Source organism: Streptomyces sp. NPDC015345 (genome assembly GCF_043078805.1).
Classification (GTDB): domain Bacteria; phylum Actinomycetota; class Actinomycetes; order Streptomycetales; family Streptomycetaceae; genus Streptomyces.
On record NZ_JBIBTX010000014.1, the window covers coordinates 147,002 to 171,239 of the forward strand.

Genomic DNA, 24,238 nt, shown 5'->3' on the forward strand with positions numbered 1-24,238 from the left:
ATGGCACTCACCCTGTTCGCCCGCCGCCCCGAGCCCGTCGAAGCGCCGGCCCCCGAGCCGTGGCCCGAGACCGGCGAGACCTGGAAGCCCGAGGGCGTCACCATCGCCCAGCGGTACTACAACCAGGCGCACGCGGTCGTCCTCGTCTACACCACCGACGACGGCCCGTCCGGCACCTACTACTCCGTCGCCTGCCTCGGCTGCCACTACGCCACCCGCGAGAACGGGAAGCGCACCTACAGCACGCGCTACAGCCTCGCCGACGCCGCGACGGTGGCCAACGAGCACGCCACGACCTGCCGGGCGCTGCCCCGCGACATCCCCGCCCGCCGCACGTCGGCGGCCGGGGACGACGCGGTGTCCGCCCGGTCAGCCGAGACCGGACGACCGGCCCTCCCCCGGAGGTCACCGTGTCCCTCGCCCGCCGCTCCCTGATGGAAGCCGCCGCCGCCCGCTTCGGATGGCGCCGCGCCTACGGCACCACCACACAGGTCGACGCGCTGCTCACCGAGCAGACCAAGAGCGTGTACACCGAGGCCGCCGACCACGCGGCCCTGGCGACCGCGAAGAACGCCGACGTCCTGGCCGTGCAGCCCGGCGTCCTGGACGTCCGCGGCCGCGTCCTGGCCGACGTCCTCTACCTCGAGGGCGTCCTGACCGGCGCCCGCAACCGCGGCCTGTCCCTGGAACTCATCGAGCGCCTGGAGGACGCCGTCGACCACGGCCACGAGCTGACCGTGCTGCTCGCGGACACCGTCCGCACCACCGCCGCGCTCCACGCGGCCAGTTGAGTGCCCGGGGCGGCAGCAGGCATCGAACCCGGCCGCCCCGGAGCAACGCCCCCTCCCTCCCAGAGCGCACTGACAGAAGAAGGAGCCCCCACATCATGACCGCAACCCTGCGCCAGAGGGCCAACACCGTCGCCAACTCGATGATCGAAGGTGCCAGCATGTCGTCCGCGCTGATCGGCGGCGCGGCCGGTGCCTACCTCGGCTACCAGCTGGACGCGCTCCCCGACCTCGCGTTCGACCACGCCGAGATCGTGGCGGCGGCCGCGAACCGCTGATCCCTCCCGCGCGAGCGCGGCGTGCCTCCGTGCCGTCCCGGCTCACCGGCCGGGGCGGTCGCGGTGTTCCGCCACGACCAGCGACAGGAAGGAGAGGGCGTCATGCCGCTTCGCTACTTCGAGGTTGACGTCCCGACCAAGCACAACGACCAGCCGGGCATCCACATCTTCGTCGGCCTGGCCGACGACCCCCTCGCTGCCCGCAACGCCGCGCACGACGCGTACGACAAGGCGCGCCTGTTGCACCAGGCCGGGCAGGAGATCCCGCACGAGTTCGTCAGTGGTTGGGGTGCCCGGGGGCTGCGGCCCGACTGGGACCTCGACTGGAACAAGGCGACGGCCGCGCCCTGGGTGATCCCCCACGGCCTGTTCGGCACGCGCCGCACGTTCTGAATCCGCCCCGGGACGGCCGCCAAAGGCCAGAAAACCAGTCGGCCGCCCCGGGCCTACCCATCCCGTACAAGACGAGAGGGAGAGACCAGTATGGCCTCCACCGCGCGCGTACAGGCCCCTTCGGGAAATCGCGCCCTGTTCATCACCACCCTCGCCATACCGTTGACCGGCTGGACCGTGCACGCGCTCGCGCTGCACCGCAAGCTCGCCGCCGCCCGGAAGGACCCGCTCACCGGGCTGCTCGGGCGCGACGGCTTCACCACCCGGGCCCGGCAGATCACCGACCGGTACGGCGACGCCGCCCTGGTCGTCCTGGTGGACCTGGACCACTTCAAGCAGATCAACGACGGGCCCGGCGGGCACGCCGCCGGCGACCGCGTCCTGGCCGCGACCGCGACCCGGCTCACCGCGTGGGCGGGCAGCCGCGGGGCGGTCGGCAGGCTCGGAGGGGATGAGTTCGCCGTCGCGATCGGACCCGCCCGCCGCGAGCTCCGCCTCGCCCAGCTCACGCAGCTGCTCGCGCGGCCGGTGGAGGTCGAGGACGGCGTCCTGGTCGACATCGCCGCGTCGGTGGGCGCAGCCTCCCCCGACGCCCTCGGCACGACGGACCTGGGTCTGCTCCAGCGGGCCGCCGACGCCGCGATGTACGCGGGCAAGCACACCGGCCGCGCGGTCCTGGCCGGACCGCAGCATGCCACGGTGCCGTCCATCAACGGCCGCCGCGCCGGACGGCCGGGCACCAGCATCCTGGGGCGGGCGGCATGAGCGAGACCCCCACCGTCGACCCGGGCACCTGGATCCGGGGCATCACGATCCGCCAGCCCTGGACGACCTGCATCCTCGCCGGGAAGGACGTGGAGAACAGGTCGGCCTCCTGGTCCTGGCGTGGCCTGGTGCTGCTGCACGCCGGGCAGGCCACCGAGCGGGCCCCGATGCGCGACCCGCTGGTCGCCGCCGCGATCCGCGGCCGCGCCCTGCACACCCGGGCCGTCATCGGCGTCGCTCGCCTCACCGACTGTCATCAGGACGCCGCCGGCACTACTGGTAGTTCCGGCTATCAGAAGTTGTGCAATGACCGCCTCGGTGACGCTGTGGGCCACCTGGGCGTGAGGTAGAGATCAGTGGCTGCGCGGTGCGTACATGATCACGGCCATGCTGGCGAGGCAGACGAGGGGCCGAGGCCACCGGCGGCGACCCCCGTCGCATCTGCGACCTGTTCGGACTGTCCGTCGGCGCAGCCCTGCGCTACACCGGCACCATCGACCAGCCCGGCCTCATCGAACACAGCCTCCGCAACGCCGGATCGCCGAGACCAGGGCCCGAGTAGAAGCGGACGAAAGGACCGTCCACTAGGCCGAATAGCACTGACAGGCTTGGCGTGTCACCCGCCTGAGGCAGCTATCCGGCGCATGAGTTCGACCAAGGGTTGGAGCGGCCGGTGTTCGAGGCGGTGTGGCTCGATGGTGAAGAGCGTTGCCAGGTCTTCGTCCTGCGGCTTCTGCAGGGCGATCCGCAGCATGGCTTCCCGAATTTCGTCCTGCAGGCTCACGCGGCTTCCAAGCATGGCGGCGGCCACGCGAGAGAACTCCTCGGCCGTTTCAGGAGGAATGTCCTTCCATCCGACGTCGGCGGGTAGAAGGAGCGGCGGGGGCGGCTCTGGCTTCGAGAGAAGGAATGCCTGGGGCTTCTTCGATCTGGCGTCCTTGGGCAAGAGGAGGCTCAGCCTGGTCCAGTCGGAGTGCCTGCCCGTCATGCCCAGCGCGTAGATCAGGCGGGCCAGTACGGGCACGTCTTCCTGAACACCCTCGAGGGTGATGCGGCCAGCGTAGGCCGCCATGCCGTTGCGGCGCAGCGACTCCTCGGCCAGATGCCGGGAATGTTCTGGCGCCAAGGCCAAGAAGGCCAGCAGCAGCCCGGCCGCCTTGTCCCACCGGAGGTTCCGCATGTCTCCAAGGAATTCAGGGATCCGACTGGGGGAACCCCAGGCCATCTCTGCGAACAGGGCGTAGGAGATATCGGCACCGTTGCGGGACTGGCAGTGCATGGCCACTCGTACCGCATTGAGCGAAGGGCTCTCGATGACGTAACGGATCGCCTTCGCAAGTGCTTCAGCGTGGCCGTTGGTTCGGAGGCTGATCAGCCTCTTGGCCGTGGCGGCCGGGGCCGTCTTCAGCTGGCGTGCAAGAGGTGCGGTGTCCTCCAGCTTCTCCAGGACGTCGCTGCGTACGAGTCCCAGCCCCTTTCCCTGGGGCTTCTTCCTGCTGGTGTCGGTCTTACGCGCGTGTGCTCTATTCCGTGCCAGCGCGATGTTGCCTGCGAAGTTGAAGGTGCGCTGCTGGGGCAGTGGTCGCGACTTCGCGCGCAGGCGTCTGACGAGCTGGTTGAAGCAAGTGGTGAGGTCCAGGATCGGGGGACCTTGCTCCACACCCGTCTCGAACAGTCGCAGCAGTTCCCCTGTGAACCCAGTGTGTCCGTGGCCATCGTCCGCCATGGCTAGCTCCGTTTCGCCGGCGGCTGCGATCAGGAACGTCCCCTCGGCTTCGGCCTGATCTGCCACGCTGGAGCTGGAAGCCGCCATTGCCGGAAAGGCCCGTGCGCCGAAACAGCAGTCGAGGATCACAATCTTCCTCGGCGCCCCCGACCGCAGGATCGGGCTCTTCAGCCAGTCGTAGTACACCGCCGTATAGCCGAGACCTGACTTGGACTCCTGAAGGCTCAGGCAGAGTGCGCCGTTGTCGAAGTCCTTGAAACCGTGGCCCGCGTAGTAGACGAGAAGAGCGTCCTTGGCGGCAGCAGCCGCTGCTTCGATCGGCTCGATGACGTCGGCGGGGCGGGCTGGATTCTGGACGATGATGCAGTTCTCTGACGGCAGTCCCCAGGAGTCCTTGTCAGTCAGCATGCGCTGCATGCTGGCGAGGTTGTTCTGCACCAGAGGCAGGGGGTCCAGCGTCCCGTAGTCGCTCACGCCGACTAACACGGCCATCGATCGCGACGGGTCTGGGAGTGACGCAGCGGTCTTACCCATTGCTGCTGAGCGCCTGGGAGATACGGGCGGTCACTTCCGCGTCAGCCCCTTCGATCGAGACCCTGACCCCGTTCGTCTCGATGACCGCTGTGCGCGGGTTCCTGCGGGTCCTCCTCCAGGTGATGTAGGCGACGGTGAAGTTGGCGGCGCTCCACGCGTTGTCCGTGATGAACTGCAGCCACTCCATCGCGCCACCCGACATGTGACCGGGCGTCGTGGGCTCCGTGTGCCAGGCGATGGTGGCGTGCTGCCGCATAGCGGGGCTTGCTTCCAGCCACTCGCGCAGTGAGCGAATCTCGTCCTCAGCGTCGGCGCCGTCGATCTTGATCCGGAAGATCACTCAACTCCCCCAACTGGCAGTCGTGTTACATGCTGCGAACCTGGGTGAGCGTACACGGACGGGCCCGCTCTCCAGGCCCTCGACGTCCGGGGCCTCATCCCCGCTCGCGTGCGCCCTGCGTGTCATGGCCTGCCCCTCGGTTCGGCGAGCTCGGACGAACCCGAGCCGGATCCGGTACCGCTTTGGACGCACCACCCTCGAGCTCGGCTACGAGCCCTCTTCGGAAAACTCGAACCCACGGCCTTTGGCCATCTCGCTCATCGTGCTCACTCCCGTCGTCACGTCCCCGAGGGCGGGGACACCTCCGACGGTAAACCTGTACCTGAGTACCGGATGCAAGTCCGGCAGTCTGTGGCCAGGACGGAGTGTCCCGTGCTGCGGTGGCCGTGGACTGCTGGCGGTGGGTGATCTCCGTGGCGTAGATGAGGTCCTGGCCGGCGAGGCGGTGCCAGGTGTCGGCGGTGTTCTGGTGGATGCCGAGGAGGCGGCTGACGACGACCGCGGGCAGCTCGGAGGCCAGTTCGATCAGGGCGGTGTTGCGGGCCATACGCGGGCGGATGCCGAGCAACCGGAGGCGGCTGGTGAGCCGGCCGGAGCTGAGGTGCTGGGCGGGGAATCGGCCGGGGAACAGCCACCGCTCTGCTGCGGTGTCCCGGGCCATCGCCTCGGCATGGAGTGTTCGCAGGTAGCCGTCGAGGGGCGGGGGCATCAGGACCGGGACCTTTCCAAGACGGAGGGATACCTCGTCGCCGCGGAACTCTATGTGGGCGGCGGTGAGGGCGGTGATACGGAAAGGACCCTGGGCGAACAACAGGGCAAGCAGGCCAGCCGCCTTGTCGGCGACGGTGATCTCGTCGTCGTGGATGAGACGGTCGACCAGGCGCCACCGGGTGTCCTGGGCGATGAGCTGCCCGGTGAAGGCCGATGCGGGGACACCGACGGTCAGCGCCCAGGCGGGTACACACGAACGTGCTCAGCGAGATGTCGGGCGCCCGGCTTCTCGACCACGCCGACTCAACTTCAGTCTCCCCACGAGACGTAGCCTTACTGCATGAGTGATCTTTACGAGCTCCAGCTTGCTCTTGACTTCCCCGACTCCCTGTCGGCCGCTGATCTCGACTTGCTGCGCTGGCACTTGGGCGAGGACGGGGATGCCGTGCTGGATGGGGCGGGGGATGCGGAGGAGTATCCTCTGCTGTCCTCAAGAGGCCCGGCGAAGTACATCGGCGGGGCAATGGTCGGGTGACCTCTGTCGCAGCCCCCGAGGCTGGGCACTGATCGCTCGGCAAGAAGTGCACCCTGACGAATTCGGTGATCTCCATCGCCTCTTGGCGTGGCTTGCCGCACGAGCGATGACAGTTGGCGCCATCGGTCATCTGCGCTTCTACGAGGCCGAAGTCCCTGACGTACTGATCGCTGATGCGGGGAGTGTCCGTCGAGTGGTCCTACAGCCCACAGGAACAGTTGAAGAACGACTGTTCCCGGCCGATCTGGAGTGAGCACGTTCACCTGTACCTGGCTGTGCGCACCCTGGCCCGGAGGTGGTCCGGACCGGGGTGGGTTGTCAGGTCGGGCGCAGTGCGCGGACTACTCCGTCGCTGGAATCGGAGAGCTGTGACCTGAGCTTTCCGGCGTCTTCTTCTAGTTCGGCATTGCGTAAGGCCAGGATCTGGATCTGGTTGGCGTAGGTCGCTCTGGTGTCCTTCAACTCCCTGACCACGCCGACATCCTCCGCGCCGCCACCGCTCCCACCCTCTGAGAGACCACCAGCGACGCCAGAGCGCCGCCCCGCACGACTTCGAGCCTGGAGGCTCCATGACGCGTTGCGCATCCAAACAAGCAAGGAGCGCAACGGATTTGGACGAGTACTCGCGTGATGTCCGATCGATTCGCCTGCCACGGTGGGGGCATGTGGCCGCGAACCCGGGCGTGGTGCCGTGGCTGGTCTTCGATGAGGAGAGGCGGGCTGTCGAGCCGGTACGCAGGTAACTGATCGATTTCGTCGCCCGGTACAACCGGCCCGGCAGCGTACGCAGCTACGCATTCGACCTGCTGCGGTGGTGGCGGTGGCTTCTCTGCACTTGGCAAGCTGCCGTGCCTGGCAGCGCGAAACCCGTGGCCCGAGGGCTGGAGGTTCCGTAGCGTGTCGGTCATGCCGATGCCCGTCCTGTACTGCCGTGATTCGTTGAACCCTCGACGCGTAGACGAACACTTCGCGCTGGAAGCTCGGGAGGTCCGCGCCTGTGGCGGGGCAGTAGGGCTGATCGACCACGACGCGCTGTTGCAGGGCGACGCGCAGCAGGCAGTTGCACAAGTTCCAGCTGGGCTGGGAAGTGCGTGGTACCGAGGCTGGATGATTCCCAGCGATCGATACACCGCGTTGGCTGGGGCCCTGAGCCGACGTGGCACCGAGCTGCTCGTGACACCGGAGCAGTACCGCACCGCTCACGAACTGCCAGGGTGGCATGCAATGTTCGTCGACGTCACGCCCGCGAGCGTGTGGCGTCCCACGAAGCCCGGTGAGATGCTGACCGCCGACGACCTGGCTGCTCTCTCCGAGCCTCTGTTGCCAGGCTCGGGAATCGTGAAGGACTACGTCAAATCGCGCAAGCACGAGTGGGAGCAGGCGTGCTTCATTCCCGATCTCGCCGACGCCGTGGGTCTGACACGGGTCGTGCAGCGCTTTGTGGAGTTGCAGGAGGAGTTCCTGGCTGGTGGGATCGTTCTCCGCGCCTTCGAGACGTTCTCGCGGCTTGAGTCCGTCGCGGCTGAAGTGCGCGTCTGGTGGCTGGATGGTGAACCCAGGCTGCTGACGCCCCATCCGGATAGCCCGTTTGAGCGCGGGCTGGTGCCCGACCTTGATCACATCGGGCCTGCAGTGCGGCGCCTAGGATGCCGGTTCGTCACAACCGACGTGGCCCTTCGCTCGGACGGGGTGTGGCGGGTCGTCGAAGTCGGTGACGGCCAAGTCAGTGATCTGCACCAGTCGAGCAGCCGAGGCGAATTGGCCGCACTGCTGGTCGGTCCGTAGCACTTGCGCCCCTTCCCCGTACCAAGTCAAGTGATGTGCTTGTCGGAGCTCGACCGGTTCCTGGGCGAGAGCCAGTCGTCTGTGTCGCGGTGGCGGCCGAGTCCGACTGCGGCGAACTCGTCAACGTGATTGCCCTTGGTCGCGCCGAGTCGCCGCAGCGCCTGAGAGATCGGAGTGCCGGTCGTCGGCGACGGCTCCCCTTCGGCCAGGTGCAAGGGTCCGAGAGCTATCTTCCCTCCATCCCAGACCTGTGCGGTCTGAGTCCCTACCCCGCCGAAGTAGTCGGCCTCGATGTAGGCCACCGGTCCTGTCTCCGAGCACGCGGTCAGCAAGCGGTCATAGCCCGCTGGAGCCTTCCAGAACCCATTGAGTTCGGGTGCTCCGGCGGCGGTGACGACATCGAACAGCGCGTCGGTCATCGGCAGGAGCCAGAGGTGTTGGCCGAGAGGAATGATGCACGCCTCTGTGGTGGAGCCGGCCAACTCGCGAAGCACGGATTCGGCGGCGATGACCACCTGCAGGCAATACATCCCCTCATTCTCGCCTGGCCGCTGATCGCGGTGCGATGCCGGGTATGCCGAGGTCGACCGGCGCGACCCTGGCGAGCCGACGGGTCTGGTCTCGTTTCTGGCGTAGGAAGGACAGGGTGAGATCGATCCCTTCGATCTCACCGAGCCACCCCTCTGCTTCGGCCCGGGCCCGGCGGGCCAGAAGGTCGGCTTCGATCTTGTCGAGGCGGGGCAGCATCTTCGGATTGATGTTGGACATGGGACATCTCAGACAGGCGTGCTCATGCTGGCAAGGTGTCGAGTAGGGGCGTGCGCATCCTCTATCAGGGCACGTCTTACGTCCTCCACCACACCACGCTCCTGGAAAGACCAGGCGATCCGCCTGGCTCACGATTGAGACATGGTGCAGTTAACAGGTCTGCGAGTGGTGGATGTTCCGTGGAACCAGGCCACTCCTGCCGAAGGGCGGGACTTCGCGTTGTGGCTGGGGGCGACGGTCAAGGTCCCCAATGCTGCGCGGACGGTATCCACAGCCCGTATGCACCAGCGGGTGCGTGACCGACTCCCCCACCTCCCCCTGCTGGTCCAGACAGCAGAACGAGTCCACCGCGAGGCCGCAGCGCTCCTCGAGGCCGCTCGCGCCACCCCGTTCGCGCTCCCCGCTATCCGGCAGTTCGTCAGCCGGAGTGCGCCGTCGACACGAAGGGACGTGGCAGCCAGAGCGGGAAGGCAGGATCCGCTGAAGTCGAGCTGGCGAGCCTGCGTCCCGTCGAGCTCCAAGCGGTGCTGGAAGTGGCAAGCGGTCAGACGGATCGGATGGCGTATCTCTGCGTGCTGGAGGTCGAGGACGCCGGTGATCGCTGCCCCGGCAACGCGTAGAGCGGGCGCCTCGCCGGATTCGGATGAACCACCCAGGATGAGGGTCCGGATGACCTCAGCGCGCACAGTCCGTTCCGCGTCCTGAATAGTCGCGGGGTCCTCAAACTCGTCTCGGCGAACGTCGATGGCTACACCAAGCGAGAACGCCTGCCAGATGCGACGTTCCAGAGGCGTCAGGTCTGTGATGTCCATCCGCAGGACCCTATCCATTGAGGCACTGCGGTACAGGAGGGGACGGCTCCCCTGGTCTCACAAGGGCCCCAGGGTGAGTCCCCTTAGTCCGGAAAAGGGCCAGCGGTCTCGTCGAAATCCTTGCGCGGGCACTTCGCGAACGCGGCCACGACGTTGAAGTCGAGCACCTCCACGTCCACCTTCCCCGCGTGCTGAAGAGGACCGCCTCATGACCTGCTCGCCGTCAGCTTGCCGAGCGCAGAAGGTCCAGCTCGTCCCCGATCGCCTTGCGCAGCGGATCGTGCTGCGGACCGAGTACGAACTCCTTGTCGGACCAGTTGTCACGGGGATAGAGCCACACCGGCATACGCACCAACTCGGCTGGCTCCCACTCGAAGCGCGGCCATACGTGCGCATGCAAGAACCCGTCAGTGTTGCCCAGGATCTCCAGGTTCACCCGCCGGAAGGCCGGATCCATACGACAGGACGCTCGCTCGACTGCTTCTCCGAGCTGGTCCATGTCGGACAGGAAGGCCAGCCGCTTGGCCTTGGGCAGGTCCGACAGCCTCTCCACCTTGGGATCGTCCACCAAGAGGACCGAATAACCCGGCAGGAACTGCACATCACCGATCACCGCGAACCCCGCCTCCAAGCGCCGCAACACCGCAGGGTTTTCGCCTCGAAGAGCACTTCCGATCCGGTCCATTCGCCAGCCATCAACCATGGCCAGAACCTACCCTCCGTGCTCACCTCCCCGTGAGAGGGCACGGGGGAGCATCACAGTCGACCTGCAATTCCTTAGTCCGGAAAAGCGCCCCCGCCATCGCGGATGCCATCGCCCACCGGATACGGGAGTCCGGCACCCAGGTCCAGGTCACCCACCACCACATCAACCGGCCGCCGGTCCCCCGCAAACACCCGCGCGCCGACTGCCCGTTCTGCCGGATCATCCACGACGACGCACCGGCCACGATCGTCCGCGAATGGGCCGACGCCCTAGCGATCCTGCCGCGCGCCGACGAGCACGGCCGCCGCGGCTGCACCGACGGCCACCTCCTGGTCCTCCCGCGCGGCCACGTCGCCGACTTCACGACCGACCCCGTCGTATCCGCCACCGTGCAGCTGCGCGCCGCCGAACTCGCCCAGGAGCTGGGCGGCCAGTGGAACTACCTCACCTCCTGCGGACCGGACGCCACCCAGTCCGTCTTCCATCTGCACGGTCACCTGATTCCTCGCCACGTCGGTGACGGCCTCGCCCTCCCCTGGACCCACTCCATCCGTGAACTGGAGCCTGCCCGATGAAACGCCCCTTCTTCCGCCGCTGCGGTCACGCCCCCGGCGCCCTCTCCCCCGAGGATCAGGCCGTCGTCGACCAGTTCCGCGCGATGCTCACCGCCCTGCGCAACCCCGAGCCCTGGACGCCCGGCAGCGCCCGGGACATCGCCGTCATAGTGGGCCCGTTCACCGAGCGCGCGCACCCCCGACCTGGCGACGACCACGGCTCCGACATGATCGCCATCGCCCTGGTCCACCCCGAAACCGGCCACGCCTCCGCCTACCTCCACGGCCACCAGCTCGGCTATGCCGAACGCGGCTGGCTGCGCTGCGAGACGACCGCGATCCTCGGCTTCTGGCAGCACGGCTACGCGATGCTCACCCACGCCGCCGCGAACCTGCCCCTGCCCGATGACGTCGGCATGGAGCTTGCGCACTACGCCCTCTACATCGAGGCCCGCAAGCGCGACGACAGCCTCGACGGCTTCACCCTGCTGCGCGTCGGCCCGTACACCCACCCGGCACACCCAGCAGGACTACGACCGGCTCACCGCCGCACTGGACGGACGCGAGACCACCCTCGTGCCCGACCACCGCATCACCGCGCGCTACGGGCCGTTCGACGTCAGCGACCACCAGCGGTTCGCCGACCCGTACGAGGCCGACGCCGTGGCGCTCCTGGACGCCGCCGTCGCGGGCATCCACGCGGACGACGGCGCATGCACCCGAGCTCCGCAACGTGCAACCCCTGCGCGAACCGGTCCACGCCACCGACTCCCAGCTCCGGTGGAAGCCCAGCCGCCTGCTCCTGGATCGGATCACGGCCGCTAATCCGGCACTCACGACGCAGCTCGCCGGATAACACCCATCACACGCGCCCGGCCGCCACCGCGGGGTCCGGCTGTTTGCCCCTCGCCAGATGCGCCCCTCGATCCCCGACGAGATAGGAACCCGTTCGTGAAGTTCGACGAAGGCCCGTACTCCCTACAGGATGGAGGGAAGTACGGGCCTTCTTGCATTTCAGGGCCTGTCCCGCGCAGGATCCCCCGCCATACACGAGCACCGTCAGCCAAGACCGACGGCTCCAACTTCACGTGCAGGTAGGTGACCACGGAGGAGGCGTGCCGTACGACAGCTGGTCCGGCTGTTCCGCCTTAGACGGCGCCGCGCTCGCCGGAGCATGAGCCGCCTGGGTATTAACGCCGTTAACGGTCGACGGCACGGAGGATCCTGCCCGGCACCCCGCCCTCGGGATATTAACGGCGTTAACGGTCGAGGCCTCGCCCCCTGTTCCAACGCAGGCTGCGCCGCTGGTGTCCGTTCTCAGTGAAGGTAGTCGCTGATTCGAAGCGAGTCGACGCCTCGGCGTCGCTGTGACTGAGCGGCCCAGTTGGCCATTCTGAGCATCACAGTGGGCCATGTCTCCGCGCCACAGGTGCAAGCTCGTGGGAGCGTCAGACGGTCTTAGGCAGCCGGGATGCGCGGGCGTGAGCGTAGGAGTGTTCTCAGCATGCCGGCCCCCGCTGCGATGGCGGCGAGGTGCAGCACCGCGGCGACGGCTGGGTTCTCCGGCGGGGTGACATCGCTTGAGTGGGTCAGCGCCACGAGCAGCGTGAGGGGCAGTTTCCAGCTGCTCCAGGCGAAGAGCGAGCCCGACCCGAGCCAGCCGAGCGCCAGGAGAAGCCAGTGGGGCCGCCGGGCTGGCCGTGCCCGGGTGAGTGTCCAGATGGCGGCGGCGCCGACCAGCGCCCAGAGCGCGCCCAGGCCAGTAAGCAGCTCTCCGTTGTTGTGCCGCTCTTCGGGGTGGGCGATTCCCAGGGTGCCGCCCACTGCCCAGTACAGCCAGACCAGGCCGACGACGACAGCGAGGACAGCTGCCCATGGCGCACCGGCACCGGCGCTGTCCCGGCCTCGTCCGGTGAACGCCTGCGGCCAGCGTCGACGCAGGTAGGCGGGGAGTGCGAGGGCAAGCCCCAGCCCCATCCCCATAAAGCTGAACTGGAGCAGGGCGCCCATCCAGCCGGGCATGGCGGTACTGTCGCCGCCGTTGTCGGACGAGTTGCCGCGCGCGGCATCCAGCAGCGTACTGAGTACGGCGTACGGCAGGATCGACACAAGGAATCCCGACCCCGTCCAGGCGCAGAATGCCACCAGCCACCCCGGTATCCGCATGCCCCAGGGCCGCACCAGGGCGAGCGCCAGGGCGATACCGATTCCCGCCATGCCGATAGTCACCGTATTGAGCAGAACCCAACCGGCTTGGCTGTAACCCTCGCCGATCGGCACCACTCCCAGGAGCGAGCCGACGACCCACAACACTTTGATCAACGGATACGGCGCCAGCGACAGAGCAGCCCCATACCCCGCGCACCGACCGACCTGGTCCCAGCGTTCCACCTGGATGTTCCCTTCTTGGCAGGAACCCCAGCCTTGGGCATCTCACTGCGACGCGCGTCCACCACGAGGGGTGCCCACCTCCACCACCCGACGGGGACGCTCTCGTCATCAGGGCTCACCGAACGCGCGAGCTGCTTGTTGTGCGGTCACAGCAGGTGACGCCCGATTCGGTTGGGCGAGAAATAACTCCCTTCAGTGAGAACGGACAGCTGGCGAGGGGCTTTCGCGGCCTCGATGGCCTTCTTCGCCTCGCCGGCCTGCTGCGTCTCGGGCACTGAGTGCGAGCCCGAGGGACCATCGCTGGCAACAATTGTTTCCAAGACGTTCGGCCAGATCGAACAGAGGGGCTGCTGCGTGTGGGTAGGCCGCCCTCAAGATCGTTCTTGCCCAATTGGGCAAGAACGATCTTGAGGGCCTTGGCGCTGTGAGGACCCGCTGCGCTCTGTGGCGGGCCGGGAGCTGCACCATTAACGCCGTTAACGGTGGCAGGCGATCAGTCCGCAGTGGTGGTGAGTGACTCCATGAGCAACTCCGCCACTGCCGTCAGATCGTGAGGCGACAGCTTCTCCGTCAACGCGGCCACGATGCCCTGAGGGGAGGTGTCAGAGATGACCACAGCAGCGCCAGGAGCGGGCTCCGCCGCTGCCGGGGTATTAACGGCGTTAACGGTCCGGGGCGGAACCGCAGGATCAGTACCGGGGGAGTCGGGGGTGTTAACGCCGTTAACGGCTGGCGCAGCGCTTCCGGTGGCCAGTTGACGACGCGGTGTGCGCTGGCGAGGCTTCTTCGGCGCGGCCATGGCCTTCTGTACGGCGGGGGCTTGCTGCTCCTTGGGTAGACGCCCGATGCGCTGTGCGGGCTCTACCTTCAGTTGCCCGGTCACCACGGCGTCCTGCAAGTCCGGAGTGAGTTCCAACAGTGCCAGCCGCTGCGACACCCATGCCGGTGTTTTACCCAGCTGCTTGGCCACCTTGCCCTGTGAGCCGTGGACCTCCACCAGTTGCTGAATGGCTTTGGCCTGGTCCAAGGGAGGTACGTCCACCCGGTGCACGTTGGCGATCAGTGCCGATTCGAGAATGTCGGCGGCGCTGGCCGACAGTTCGTCGTTGACGTCGATACGCAGCTCGACCAGGCCGGCATGAGTGGCGGCCTTGAGGCGGCGGTTGCCGTCGACGACGACATACTCAGCTGCCCCGATCTGCTCCTCCTGATCAGGATGCGCGCTCAAGAAAGCGGCACGCCGCGCGACGGTGATCGGCTGGATATGCCCTCGGACGCGAAGTGACTCCGCCGTCTCTTCGATGTCGGTGTACTCATCGCGCGGATTGAACGGATTGTGCGCCAGCTCCGTCAACGGCACGGAGGCCGGCGGGCGTTTCCCCTCACCGTTGATGATCTGCTGACGCGTCCGTACACGCCGCGGCGTTCCCTCTCGGGGTCCGCGCAGGTCCCGGATGGGCGAGGCGTCTTCCGCTGATGGGCCCTTGGCTCGCCACGAAGTCAGACGGTCTCAGAGGAGCTGCTCGCCGCTCTCAATGCGCTCGTACGGGACCCCCTGCAGGTGAAGCGCTGATGCTGGTTTGCCCGTAGAGGAAGGTGCCATCGGTTATTACGCCGTAATAGCCGACTGTCTGGCATTGCAGCGCTGGTTGGTACCTCGTTGGCGACGTGCAGGAGCACGGGTGCCATTGCTGCGCAGTGTGGCCTGTGCCCGTCCTTTGGCGTGAAGGGCCACACTGTTGAGGCCAGGGAGTGCTTTGAGGGCTCGGCAAGTCTGTGTGCCCGGCGCTTCGCTGAGGCTGAGACGGCCTGTACGACGGCTCACTGGCCATTCACACTCTGGCTGCAGCACGTGTGCGTCTCTGATCTGCGTCGCCGCACCGTCTAAGAACTCCTAACGGAATGAGGCCGGGACAACCTGGTTGTGGCTGAAGGGCTGGTTCAGCACCATGAGCTGTGACAGGCGGTGGGCGGGCAGAGCGAGGGTGCACGGTGGAACTGATTAGCCTCTCGGATGGCGACAACAGCTTCCGGGTACGTGTGCTCGGACGTCGGTTGCCGGGCGTGTTGCACCTTCACGATCTGCTCGACGCAGAGGTCCTCATCACGAGTAGCTTCGTCAATGGTCGACTCGACACGTCCCTGAGCCCTTCCGACCTGGACGCCTGGTCTCGGGCTCTCAACTTGCTCGCTGCCGGTCAGGACATCTGCTGGAAGGACAACGACCACAGCCCTGAGATCAGGATCCAGCCGTACAACGAAGAGCATGAGACTCCCGCCGTCCGTGTAGAAGATCTAGGCAGCTCGCGCGTCTCCGTGTTCCTTCCCATCTGCCTTGAAGAGGGATGGATCGACCAGCAGCGGAGGCTGCTTGGGCTGGTGCGGAAGGAGTGGCCGAGCGAGGTCCTGCAGTCTTCACCGGGTGTCTATGAGTGGCGGCGCTGAACTGCTGCCAGGCGGCGCCAGCAGATGAGTGCGCATTCGAGCGTAAAAAAGGCTTCATGGATGTCCTCGCGGATCTCCCAGCGGATCCGCAGGCGGCGGAACCAGTGCAAGTGGGCGAAGGAGCGCTCGACGACCCAGCGTTGGGTTCCGAGCCCGGAGCCGTGTTCGGTGCCGCGTCGGGCGATCAGCGGCTTCACGCCGAGAGCGCGGACCAGGCGGCGGTACTTGTCGTGGTCGTAGCCGCGGTCGCCGAGCACGACGTCGGGGCAGCGCCGTGGCCGGCCGCGCTTGCCCCGGACCGGCGGAATCGCTACGAGTAGCGGGATGAGCTGGTGACGTCGTTGCGGTTGCCGCCGGTCAGGGTGACGGCGAGCGGGATGCCGGTGGCATCGGTGATCAAGTGATGCTTGCTGCCTGTCCTGCCCCGATCAACAGGGCTTCGGCCCGTCTTGGAGCCCCCTTTAACGCCCGGATGTGGGAGCCGTCGACCGCCGCCCGGGAGAAGTCCTGGGCGTCCGCGCTGCGGAGCTTCGCGAGGAGACCTCGTGCAGCCGCAGCCACACACATGCCTTGGTCCACTCGGCCAAGCGGCGCCAGCACGTCATGTCCGAGCCGAAGCCGAGCTCCTGCGGGAGGTGTTCCCGGGCGATCCCGGTGTGCAGCACGAACAGGATGCCCTGGAACACCAGCCGGTCCCGCTTACGCCAGGATGCCGATGTTGGCGCTCCACCTTCGGCATCAACGGTTCGATCACCGAGCACAGTTCATCGTCGACATCCCACAGCTTCGGCCGAGCCACCCCACACCCCCAGATCGCCAGCCCCGGAGCGATCCAACCATCTCGAAGATCATTTCGGTGGGAGTTCTAAGCCAACTCATCGCGGGCTGCCGGCTCTGACAGAGACTGGCCTCGGGCCGCGACCAAGACGGTCTGGGCCGCAGGGGCATCACCCACGGGGCGGGGGCTGAGATGGTCGTCGCTTCCGATGGGTGAGCGCCTTCCCCACCCACTGCTGCACGAGCGGCTACGCGTCATTACGTCGTAATAGCTCCAGTCGTGGGAGGGCAAATCCAGCCCCCGGACCCGCTATTACGACGTAATAGCCAGGTGGAGGAGGTCGGGCGCCATCACCAGCATAGGCTAACTAGCGCGTCGTTGCAGAAAACGATCTATGACGTTAGTAAGGTGTCCTCCATGAGTTCGCCAGCCACCTCCAGCGACCGCGAGAAGGTCGTCTCCAAACTGCCGGGATCGCTCCGGCAGGCCCTCAAAATCAGAGCCGCCCAGCACCGCGTCGAGATCCAAGTCGCCGTGGAACAGGGCATCCACGCCTGGACCCGCCTGGCCTCCAGTCCGCCAACGATCGACACCGCCGGCGCCGACTCCTTCTCCACTTTCCTGCCGGAAGGCCAGTGGGAGACGTTCCGGGCAACTGCCGCCGAGCGCGGTGTCTCCCTCATCCAGGGACTCGCACAGTCCGTGCAATTGTGGCTGGACACCAACCCGGCACCGCATGTCGAGCGGCCCGACATCCCCCAGCGCGTCGTCGTCTGCAACCAGAAGGGGGGAGTGGGCAAGACAGCCATCACGGCGGGCACCGGCGAGGCGCTCGCGGAAGACTCCAACACTCTCTACCCGGTACGCGTCGCCAAGCAGCTCACCAAGGCCCTCCGCGCGAGCAACGGCGAATCCGCGGACGATCGTCCAGCCGACGATCCGCTGGACGTCGAGAACCTCCCGGGGCTCGGGCTGCGTGTCCTCCTCGTCGACTTCGACCCCCAGGGACACCTCACCAACCAGCTCGGCGCCACTCCTTTGCCCATGAATGGCGACAGCCTCACCAACCACATGGCCGGAGACCCCAAGGGCGACCTGCGCGACCTTATTGTGTCCGTTGAGGAAGAGTCTTTCGGTGGGCGCCTGCACTTGCTGCCTGCCTGCACCGACGCTTTCCTCCTCGACGTGCGGCTTTCGGCCGTACGCGCCCGAGAAGCCGCCCTGGAACGGGCTTTGGCCCCCCTGGAAGGCGACTACGACGTCATCCTGGTCGACTGTCCCCCCAGCCTTGGCCTCAGCATGGACGCCGCTGCCTACTACGGCCGTCGCCGCGACGGTGAACGCCCCGGCCGCTCGGGAGTCCTCATCGTCGTTCAGGCAGAAGACAGCTCTGCCGACGCCTACGGCCTGCTCACCACACAGATCGACGACCTGAGCAACGACCTCGCCCTGGACATCGACTACCTCGGCATCGCAGTCAATCTCTACGACGGGCGGCGTGGATACATCGCCACGTCCTCCCTCGAGGGGTGGGTCGAGATCAAGGACCCACGAGTCGTCGGCCTCATCGGAGACCTCAAGGAACAAAAGGAGGCCGTCCGAATGAAGCGGCCCTTGCTGACATACGCCCCCAGATCGCAGCAAGCCATCGGCATGCGTGCACTGGCCCGGGAGATCGCATGAGCAAGGCAGACCAGCTCGGAGCCGGCCGCTTCGGCGCCACCCACAGCATCAGCAGCCGACGTGCCGCGATCAGCGCAGCGACGGGCGTACCGACCGAGGGCATCGCCCCGCCAACCAGCCTCCCTGTCGGGCGTATCAGCCTCAACCCTGACAACCCGCGGACCAGCCTCGGAGACCTGACCGAGCTCGCAGGAAGCCTGAAAGAGCACGGCCAGAAGCAGGCCATCACGGTCATGAACCGGGATGCTTATGTGGCAGCCAACCCGGAACGGGAGAAGGAGCTGGAGCCGGACACGACGCACGTCGTCGTCGACGGCAGCAGCCGTCTCGCAGCCGCAAGGGAAGCCGGAGTCACCCACCTGAAAGTCATGGTCGACGATGACCAGGGCAGTGACCCGGAAGCAATTCTTGAGTCAGCACTCGTCGCAAACGTCCACCGCCAAGCCCTCGAACCGCTCGACGAAGCCCACGCCCTGCAGCGACTGCTTACCATCCACGGCACCCAAACCGCTCTGGCTAAACGCCTGCACAAATCCCAGGGCTGGGTGTCTCAGCGCCTGGCACTGCTTAACTTGACACCTGAGCTGAAGCAACGCATCGGCCGGGAACCGGTCGACCTGCTGCGCGCTGTGGGTAACAAGCCAGCCGAGCAGCAGGAAGCGGCGCTGGTCAAGCTGAAGCAGCAACAGGCGTTGGAACAGCAGGAGAAGGCAGCACGGAGGAAGAAGAAGGGCCAGCAACGAGCTCCGACGCCCCCGAAGCACTCGGTGCAAAACTCCGAGGCCAACCCCGGCGCGGCCGGCGACGCGCGCGAGCGCGCCGAACCGTATCGAAACGGCGGTGTCAACCGCGTCACCAGCGGGGGAGAGGGCGAGGGCGTTCCAGAGCCTCGCCAGTCGCCCACTGACGGAGGTCATATCCTCCAGAAGTTCCCGTACCACGACGGTAAGGAAGCCGCGCTTTACCTGGACCAGCGGATGGACGACACCCAGTTCTTCGCCATGGTCGATGAGGTGACTGAGCGAGCGCAGCATCGGCGTGCGGAGACAGCCAAGACGAGCTGATGCTCACCAGCCAGTGAAGCCCCCGGATCGAAAAGTCCGGGGGCTTCGTGCTGTCGCGAGTATGTACGACGAGGCTCGTGTTCCAGCCAGGGTGCCTGGTTCATAGGTCTGCTTCGTCTGCGTTGAGTGGTCCCGGATCGTGAGCGAAGACGAGATCGAGAGCGTACCGTCTTGCTGAGGAGCACGGCGTGACGTAGCCCAGCACTTGGAGAGGGCCGATGACTGGGTGACTTGGCGGATCCTCCTTACCCACCTGGCCCTCAAGCTCCAGTAGCTGGTGCTGAAGAAGAACATGCCGCTCGACCCCACGCGGTCATTGGGGAAGCTGGCCAGGGATAACGAGTGGAGCGACACGGAGCAGCTGGCATGGTGGCAAGACGAGCAACAGCGGCGAGCATCCGCATCCACCGAGCGGTCGGCAGCCAAGAGAAAAGGGCAGCCCAGCCACCGGCCGTACAGAAGGTCCCTGTCTCCCTGGCCAAGGCGTTGGACTAACCACCAGGTGAGCCTGCTCAGCCGCGAGCCGACCCGTTTTACGGCCGTAAAGCGGCTTCGAGCGTTACGGCGCCGGACCCAGCCGATACGGAGCAGGAGCCAGCCGTGCCCGACGACCCGCGGGCCCACAACGGCGTACCCCTGGACCAGCAGCCTACGGTTGACAGTTCATCGGTAGTAGGGCTGCCATACGCTGACCCGGTTCATCGCCACACACCTCGACCGATGGAAGGAGGCGACCTCTTCGAGTTGGTCCGCCTGCTGATCAGACATGCGCGGAACCGCAATCCCGAAAGGCTGGCGGCGCTCCACAGGCAGGTCGCCGAAACGAGATGATCCTCTAGTGCGCTGTCTCTCCCACAGGAGGGGCCGGGGCCCTTCCGTTCGCGTCATCCCGGTGCCAAGTACGCTCGTAGGGCGTGGAATCGACAGGGCGGGCGTTGGTAAGTGCGGGCGAACCGGCTTATCCGGAACCAGGCGACCAGATACCACCGAAGCCGTGATCGAAGATGGTGGCGTTCGAAAACCGTCGAATGTGCCGTGAACCGGACTTGACGCTCAGTCAGAAAGTTCGTCAGGAGCGATTCTCCGGCCAGGCGCTCGCCCCTCGCGTTTCGGTCGCTTGGGCGCGTACCTCATAGCGGCCGGGTCCCGCTGCGAGTGCCGCTCCAGGTAGTCGGCCATAGCTCGGAGGGTGCCGGGTTCTCTCGTGCGTTTCCCAGCGCGTGGTTGCAATGAGTACAGAGCAGGTCGCGTAGCGCATTCGTCTCATGGTCGTGGTCGACACACAGCCGCGTCTCGGGCTGTTCGCCGCAGATGGCGCATCGGTCTCTCTGCGCCCAGCATCGGTGGTTGTACTCATCCAGCGTCAACCCGTAGTGGTATCGAAGGCTACGGTCGTACGCGGTGTCCGTGCCTCCTAACCGCACATACCGATCCTTGTTTCGCAGGCTGATGCACTCCTGACAACAGAAGGCTAAAGGCCGCGTGAACTGGTCGATCGGCTTCGTCTTGTCGCACTCACGACACCATCTGTGCGTCTGCTGCAGCGCCTTCTCTCTGCGACGCTTCCGCTCTGCTGCCCTCTGCACGGCTTTGAGCAGTAGAGGGGAACGCGTCCATTGAGTTGGCTAGGGCGTGGCTGCTGATCGCACTCGTCGTTCCCGCATCGTCGGCCCTGCTCGGGTGCCAGCGCTTCCTGCATCGTTTCCCTTTCCCCCATACAAGTAGTTCAGCCGGTCGCCTACGACCGGGACGGTAGTTTCGCCGAGCAAACGTCACCCTCGCGCGGTTTTCCGACCGCGCCACCGAGATGTGGGGGTGGGGGGCCAATCATGCTCGCCGTACGAGAACGCGCGGGCCACGTGACAGAGGAGTTCCAGGCCATCGCCTGTACCGACAAAGGCACCGTCTTCCCTTCACTTTGAACGCCCCAGATGAGCGCTGGTGCTCAGACTGCCTCATCAAGATCCACGCCTGAAGCGCAACGGTGCCTCCCGGCTGAGGGAAGCAGCAGAAGGGCAGCGCCCTCAGCCGACAAGTCGGCTGAGGGCTACGGGCGGCCGATCGTTGGCTTCCTTGCCGTGTGTCTTGGCCAACCGGGGTGTCTCTCGGGCTTCCAGCAGAAGATGCCCATGTCCGGCTGCTGGCGCCCCTATTACGCCGTAATAGGGGCGCACCGCTCGGAGTGCAGCATGGCCGCGGTGCCTCAGAGATTTGCTTCCTCCAGCTGTGGTCGGCAACGTCCGCCGTCCTGCCCGCTGCCCGCAGTGGCACGCATCCGTAGGGGTCGTGCAGCTGAGCGTCGGACCCGAGGCCCCGCCCTACCGCCTCCGGGCTTCGGTGAGGGCTGCCACGAGTGCGTCCAGTCCCCCGGTGTAGACGATCACGTCTTCGTCGTCGGACGGGGGGCGAAGCGGGCGAAGAAGTCGTCCAGGGCTTCGTGGGTGACGGTCAGCGCGTTGGCGTCCTTGCGCTGGTTGCGTTCGGCCAGGCGTCGCAGCAGCTCTTCGCGGTCGGTGGGGAGGTAGACAACTACGGGCAGGGCGCCCGCTTCGCGGGCGGCCTGCCGCCAGAGGTCGCGCTCGCTGCGGCGCCATAGGCCGCGGTCGAGGACGACGTCGTTCCCGGCCTCGATCTCCTTGGTGAACCGGTCCCGGGTCGCTTCGACCACGGGCCGTTCACGCTCGAAGTAGGTGTGCTCGGGGTAGTCCACGCCGTAGCGGCCGTGGAGGCGGTGGACCTTCTCGTCCACGGACAGCCGGAGGTAGCCGCGGTCGGCCAGGGCCTGGGCGACGGTGGTCTTCCCGGAACCGGTGAGGCCGGTCAGGAGTACGGCGAGGGGCACGTGGTCATCCTTTCGCGACGTGGTGACCGCGAGCGCGGGTGCTGCCTGTCAATCCTGGGCGCTGTGGGCGTGGGGACGCCAGGTGGTGAAGATGTTGCGGGCCTCGCAGGGCCAGCCGAAGGGCATCCGGTCCAGGCTGACCTGGCGGAAGGCGAACCGCGGATCGCTGGTGTTGATTACGCCGCCGTGCTGGCCGATGTGGGTCAGCAGGCGGTTGGCCTCGTCGCGGACGGCCGAGGGTGTGTTCCTGCCAGGTGCCGGAGGTGAAGTACCGCACCCGGCGGCGGAGGTCGTCCAGGACGCCCGAGCGCCACTTGAAATGGTGAACCGCGCAGATGCGGTCCGCGTTCGGCCGGTGGCCGGGGGAGCGGTGGTTGCCGGAGGAGACGGTGACGTCATGGCGGGCGTGAGCGATCTTTCTCAGGTCGCCGTGCAGGAGCCGGTGGGTGAGGTGGCCGCCGAGGGAATAGGCGAGGTCGAGGCTGCCTTCGGGCCTCCAGCCGGTCAGGCGTCCGCTGGCGGCGACGCGGTCGAGCATCAGCCCGCCGACCACCCGGTGTCCGGTCTTCACGGCCTGGGCGATCACCTCGTAGAGTGGGGCGGGGTACTGCTGGAACTCGTCGGCGTCGGCGAGCAGGTGCCAGCCGGGACCGGCCTGGTGTCGCGGAGCTGGGTGTTGGTGTGCTCGTGCCAGGGGCCAGCGGATGTGCCGGTGGGGACGATGCCGAGTTCGCGGCAGGCGGCCTGGAGCTCGTGCCGCTGGGTGTCGGGGACGTGGTCAGGGAAGTGGAAGGCGATCAGGAACCGCTCGACGCCGAGCCACCGGTAGTGGCGGACCCAGGCGGCCAACAGCGGGGGCTCGATGGGGCCGACAACGGCGATCAGGGCGGGAGGCGTGCTCAGCATCGGGACTCCTCGGGTGGAGGAAACCTTCCAGGCCGGAAAGGGCCTGACCGGACTGGACGAGCACCAACTCCGCCGCTTCACCTCGTGGTCTCGCTGGGTCACCCTGGTCATGCTCGCCCACGCCTTCCTCGCCGTCGTCCGCGCCGACGAACACACCCGCCATTCCGTCCCGGACGGTCTGATCCCGCTCACCTGCAACGAGATCCAGCACCTGTTCACGACGCTGGTCGCCCGGCCCGTAAGCGATGTGGCCCACCGCCTTGAGGGTCCGCCTGGCGACGTCGCCACCAGGCCCGCGCCAAGGCCAGCCATTACCGCCGACAAGCCGTGAATCAGACATGAGGATCACGATCTACAGCTGGAGTACTAGGCCGGTTCTGACGGCTCTTGGAGGGTGTCGCGGGGCCAAATGACGACCGCAGGGCAGGAGCGGGGCCAAGAGCAGAAACGGGACCAGACCGTGCCCGAGGAGAAAGCTGGCGGAACCTGGCTCTCCCGCTTCGGCAGGCGCTGACGTGACCGGGCCCGGTCGGCAATGGCGGCTGCACGACATGGTGGAGGAGGCGCGGGAGCATACGTAGTGCGGTGGCGAGCCGTTCGCCGGTTGCCGCCTGCTTCTGGGGGAGGGGCGAAGTGGGCGGCCCCGTCACCGGGGGGATGGTGGCGGGCCCGTTGTGCTCGGAAGGGGGAGCCGAGCTGTCTGATGTGCTGGTGCCCTGGTTCTGAAGCAGTATGCCTGGATGCGGCGGGCGTCCGATGTCTGTCGGCTGCCTGTGCCGGGTGGCGCCGCCCTCTGGGCCTGCTGCCGGATCCGGGCTGAGGTGCTCGGGTGCCACGATGGGCTCCGGGCTCGGCCCGCCAGGACGAGTGGACGGACGAGTTGGCGTGTGAAGTGGTGGCGTGGCGCCCTAGGCCGTGTATCGAAAGCGGATCATGCACGTAGGGTTGTCGGCATGTCGCTGAGCCACATAGCCCTCTCGTCCGGTCGTTCGATCGAGCTCATCGAGCTGCGGATGTCTACGACCTATGGGGGGATGCTGGAGGGCTATCCGTGCCAGCGCATCAACGACATGAAGGTCAGCGGGCTCCTGCGACAGGCCGAGCATGCGTTCTCCTTCGCGCCGGTTCATCTCGTTCCGCCCTCCCGTGCGTACCCGGACCAGGCCGCCGGCGCCTTCGGCCCCGTTGAGGTGCTGCCTTCCGTGGCTTGCATCGGTGTGTTCGGCTCGACAGCGGTCGATACTGGACTCGACGCAGTGTTGCACCGCTCCGCTCTCGTCGTGGCTTGGTTCCAGGCCACCCCGGATGTCCCGTCGAGCGAGAATGCTGATTTTGCTCTTCGCAGCATTCGCTGGGACGAGCTGGCCCAGGACTACGAGCTCTAACGACGATCACAGCCACTCTCGATGGCCGCTACGAGGACAGTGGCCTCAT

At 66.8% G+C, this 24,238-nt stretch carries 25 protein-coding genes and 1 pseudogene; 15 read left to right on the forward strand and 11 right to left on the reverse strand.

What is annotated here, in order from left to right:
- From ACF062_RS37830 to ACF062_RS37855, 6 genes are all read left to right on the forward strand, one after another.
- A complete protein-coding gene (locus ACF062_RS37830) occupies positions 1-435 on the forward strand; it encodes a hypothetical protein (RefSeq protein ID WP_392144555.1) in 435 nt (144 codons plus the stop codon).
- On the forward strand, positions 411-791 hold the full coding sequence (locus ACF062_RS37835; RefSeq protein WP_392144557.1) for a hypothetical protein: 381 nt from the start codon (positions 411-413) through the stop codon (positions 789-791). The genes ACF062_RS37830 and ACF062_RS37835 overlap by 25 nt, the downstream gene beginning before the upstream one ends.
- A 95-nt stretch (positions 792-886) precedes the next feature.
- Complete coding sequence (locus ACF062_RS37840; RefSeq protein ID WP_392144559.1) at positions 887-1,066, forward strand: hypothetical protein; 180 nt, start codon at positions 887-889, stop codon at positions 1,064-1,066.
- Between the two features lie 102 nt (positions 1,067-1,168).
- Positions 1,169-1,459 carry a hypothetical protein gene (locus ACF062_RS37845; RefSeq protein ID WP_392144560.1) on the forward strand — a complete coding sequence of 97 codons (291 nt, stop codon included), beginning with the start codon at positions 1,169-1,171 and terminating at the stop codon, positions 1,457-1,459.
- 90 nt (positions 1,460-1,549) lie between these two features.
- Complete coding sequence (locus tag ACF062_RS37850) at positions 1,550-2,224, forward strand: GGDEF domain-containing protein (RefSeq protein WP_392144562.1); 675 nt, start codon at positions 1,550-1,552, stop codon at positions 2,222-2,224.
- Complete coding sequence (locus ACF062_RS37855) at positions 2,221-2,574, forward strand: hypothetical protein (RefSeq protein WP_392144564.1); 354 nt, start codon at positions 2,221-2,223, stop codon at positions 2,572-2,574. Before ACF062_RS37850 ends, ACF062_RS37855 begins: the two co-directional genes overlap by 4 nt.
- Before the next feature lie 266 nt (positions 2,575-2,840).
- On the opposite strand, the gene ACF062_RS37860 is transcribed toward ACF062_RS37855, so the two are convergent.
- A complete protein-coding gene (locus ACF062_RS37860) occupies positions 2,841-4,484 on the reverse strand; it encodes a caspase domain-containing protein (RefSeq protein WP_392144565.1) in 1,644 nt (547 codons plus the stop codon).
- Positions 4,477-4,824, reverse strand: coding sequence for a hypothetical protein (locus ACF062_RS37865; RefSeq protein WP_392144567.1), 348 nt, complete (start codon positions 4,822-4,824; stop codon positions 4,477-4,479). The genes ACF062_RS37860 and ACF062_RS37865 overlap by 8 nt, the downstream gene beginning before the upstream one ends.
- 400 nt (positions 4,825-5,224) lie before the next feature.
- On the opposite strand from ACF062_RS37865, the gene ACF062_RS37870 reads away from it, so the two are divergent.
- From ACF062_RS37870 to ACF062_RS37880, 3 genes are all read left to right on the forward strand, one after another.
- Positions 5,225-5,866, forward strand: coding sequence for a hypothetical protein (locus ACF062_RS37870; RefSeq protein WP_392144569.1), 642 nt, complete (start codon positions 5,225-5,227; stop codon positions 5,864-5,866).
- 9 nt (positions 5,867-5,875) lie between these two features.
- Positions 5,876-6,070 (forward strand): hypothetical protein, encoded by a 195-nt coding sequence (locus ACF062_RS37875; RefSeq protein WP_392144571.1) that lies wholly within the window; start codon positions 5,876-5,878, stop codon positions 6,068-6,070.
- A 906-nt stretch (positions 6,071-6,976) separates the two neighbouring features.
- Positions 6,977-7,855: an ATP-grasp domain-containing protein gene (locus ACF062_RS37880; RefSeq protein WP_392144573.1), complete on the forward strand. Its 879-nt coding sequence runs from the start codon at positions 6,977-6,979 to the stop codon at positions 7,853-7,855.
- Positions 7,856-7,881: 26 nt separating this feature from the next.
- On the opposite strand, the gene ACF062_RS37885 is transcribed toward ACF062_RS37880, so the two are convergent.
- From ACF062_RS37885 to ACF062_RS37895, 3 genes are all read right to left on the reverse strand, one after another.
- The gene (locus tag ACF062_RS37885) at positions 7,882-8,385 is read right to left on the reverse strand and encodes a hypothetical protein (protein ID WP_392144575.1); all 504 of its coding nucleotides are present in this window, start codon (positions 8,383-8,385) and stop codon (positions 7,882-7,884) included.
- A 4-nt stretch (positions 8,386-8,389) separates the two neighbouring features.
- Positions 8,390-8,623: a recombinase gene (locus ACF062_RS37890; RefSeq protein ID WP_392144577.1), complete on the reverse strand. Its 234-nt coding sequence runs from the start codon at positions 8,621-8,623 to the stop codon at positions 8,390-8,392.
- Positions 8,624-9,658: 1,035 nt separating this feature from the next.
- Positions 9,659-10,138 (reverse strand): HIT family protein, encoded by a 480-nt coding sequence (locus ACF062_RS37895; RefSeq protein ID WP_392144579.1) that lies wholly within the window; start codon positions 10,136-10,138, stop codon positions 9,659-9,661.
- A gap of 32 nt (positions 10,139-10,170) precedes the next feature.
- Here ACF062_RS37895 and ACF062_RS37900 point away from each other — a divergent pair, with 32 nt between their 5' ends.
- Complete coding sequence (locus ACF062_RS37900) at positions 10,171-10,716, forward strand: HIT family protein (RefSeq protein ID WP_392144581.1); 546 nt, start codon at positions 10,171-10,173, stop codon at positions 10,714-10,716.
- 1,437 nt (positions 10,717-12,153) lie between these two features.
- Here ACF062_RS37900 and ACF062_RS37905 read toward each other — a convergent pair.
- Both ACF062_RS37905 and ACF062_RS37910 read right to left on the reverse strand, forming a co-directional pair.
- Positions 12,154-13,086, reverse strand: a complete 933-nt coding sequence (locus ACF062_RS37905; protein WP_392144582.1) for a hypothetical protein — start codon at positions 13,084-13,086, stop codon at positions 12,154-12,156.
- Between the two features lie 493 nt (positions 13,087-13,579).
- Positions 13,580-14,446, reverse strand: a complete 867-nt coding sequence (locus tag ACF062_RS37910) for a ParB/RepB/Spo0J family partition protein (RefSeq protein WP_392144584.1) — start codon at positions 14,444-14,446, stop codon at positions 13,580-13,582.
- Between the two features lie 632 nt (positions 14,447-15,078).
- Here ACF062_RS37910 and ACF062_RS37915 point away from each other — a divergent pair.
- Positions 15,079-15,531, forward strand: coding sequence for a DUF5959 family protein (locus tag ACF062_RS37915; protein WP_392144586.1), 453 nt, complete (start codon positions 15,079-15,081; stop codon positions 15,529-15,531).
- Here ACF062_RS37915 and ACF062_RS37920 read toward each other — a convergent pair.
- A pseudogene (locus ACF062_RS37920) lies at positions 15,513-16,270 on the reverse strand (IS5 family transposase). The gene ACF062_RS37915 and the pseudogene ACF062_RS37920 overlap by 19 nt on opposite strands.
- 456 nt (positions 16,271-16,726) lie before the next feature.
- Between ACF062_RS37920 and ACF062_RS37925 the strand changes: the two are divergent.
- Complete coding sequence (locus tag ACF062_RS37925) at positions 16,727-17,992, forward strand: ParA family protein (protein ID WP_392144588.1); 1,266 nt, start codon at positions 16,727-16,729, stop codon at positions 17,990-17,992.
- Positions 17,989-19,056: a ParB/RepB/Spo0J family partition protein gene (locus ACF062_RS37930; protein ID WP_392144590.1), complete on the forward strand. Its 1,068-nt coding sequence runs from the start codon at positions 17,989-17,991 to the stop codon at positions 19,054-19,056. The genes ACF062_RS37925 and ACF062_RS37930 overlap by 4 nt, the downstream gene beginning before the upstream one ends.
- 1,130 nt (positions 19,057-20,186) lie before the next feature.
- Here ACF062_RS37930 and ACF062_RS37935 read toward each other — a convergent pair.
- The 3 genes from ACF062_RS37935 to ACF062_RS37945 all read right to left on the reverse strand — a co-directional run bounded on the left by ACF062_RS37935 (position 20,187) and on the right by ACF062_RS37945 (position 22,804).
- The gene (locus ACF062_RS37935; protein ID WP_392144592.1) at positions 20,187-20,642 is read right to left on the reverse strand and encodes an endonuclease domain-containing protein; all 456 of its coding nucleotides are present in this window, start codon (positions 20,640-20,642) and stop codon (positions 20,187-20,189) included.
- Positions 20,643-21,436: 794 nt separating this feature from the next.
- Entirely contained in the window at positions 21,437-21,898 is a 462-nt protein-coding gene (locus tag ACF062_RS37940) for an AAA family ATPase (RefSeq protein WP_392144594.1), read from the reverse strand.
- A 582-nt stretch (positions 21,899-22,480) separates the two neighbouring features.
- Positions 22,481-22,804, reverse strand: coding sequence for a hypothetical protein (locus tag ACF062_RS37945; RefSeq protein ID WP_392144596.1), 324 nt, complete (start codon positions 22,802-22,804; stop codon positions 22,481-22,483).
- On the opposite strand from ACF062_RS37945, the gene ACF062_RS37950 reads away from it, so the two are divergent.
- On the forward strand, positions 22,794-23,135 hold the full coding sequence (locus tag ACF062_RS37950) for a hypothetical protein (RefSeq protein ID WP_392144598.1): 342 nt from the start codon (positions 22,794-22,796) through the stop codon (positions 23,133-23,135). The two genes, ACF062_RS37945 and ACF062_RS37950, sit on opposite strands and share 11 nt — an antisense overlap.
- 622 nt (positions 23,136-23,757) lie before the next feature.
- Positions 23,758-24,189: a hypothetical protein gene (locus ACF062_RS37955; RefSeq protein WP_392144599.1), complete on the forward strand. Its 432-nt coding sequence runs from the start codon at positions 23,758-23,760 to the stop codon at positions 24,187-24,189.
- Positions 24,190-24,238 lie beyond the last annotated feature (49 nt).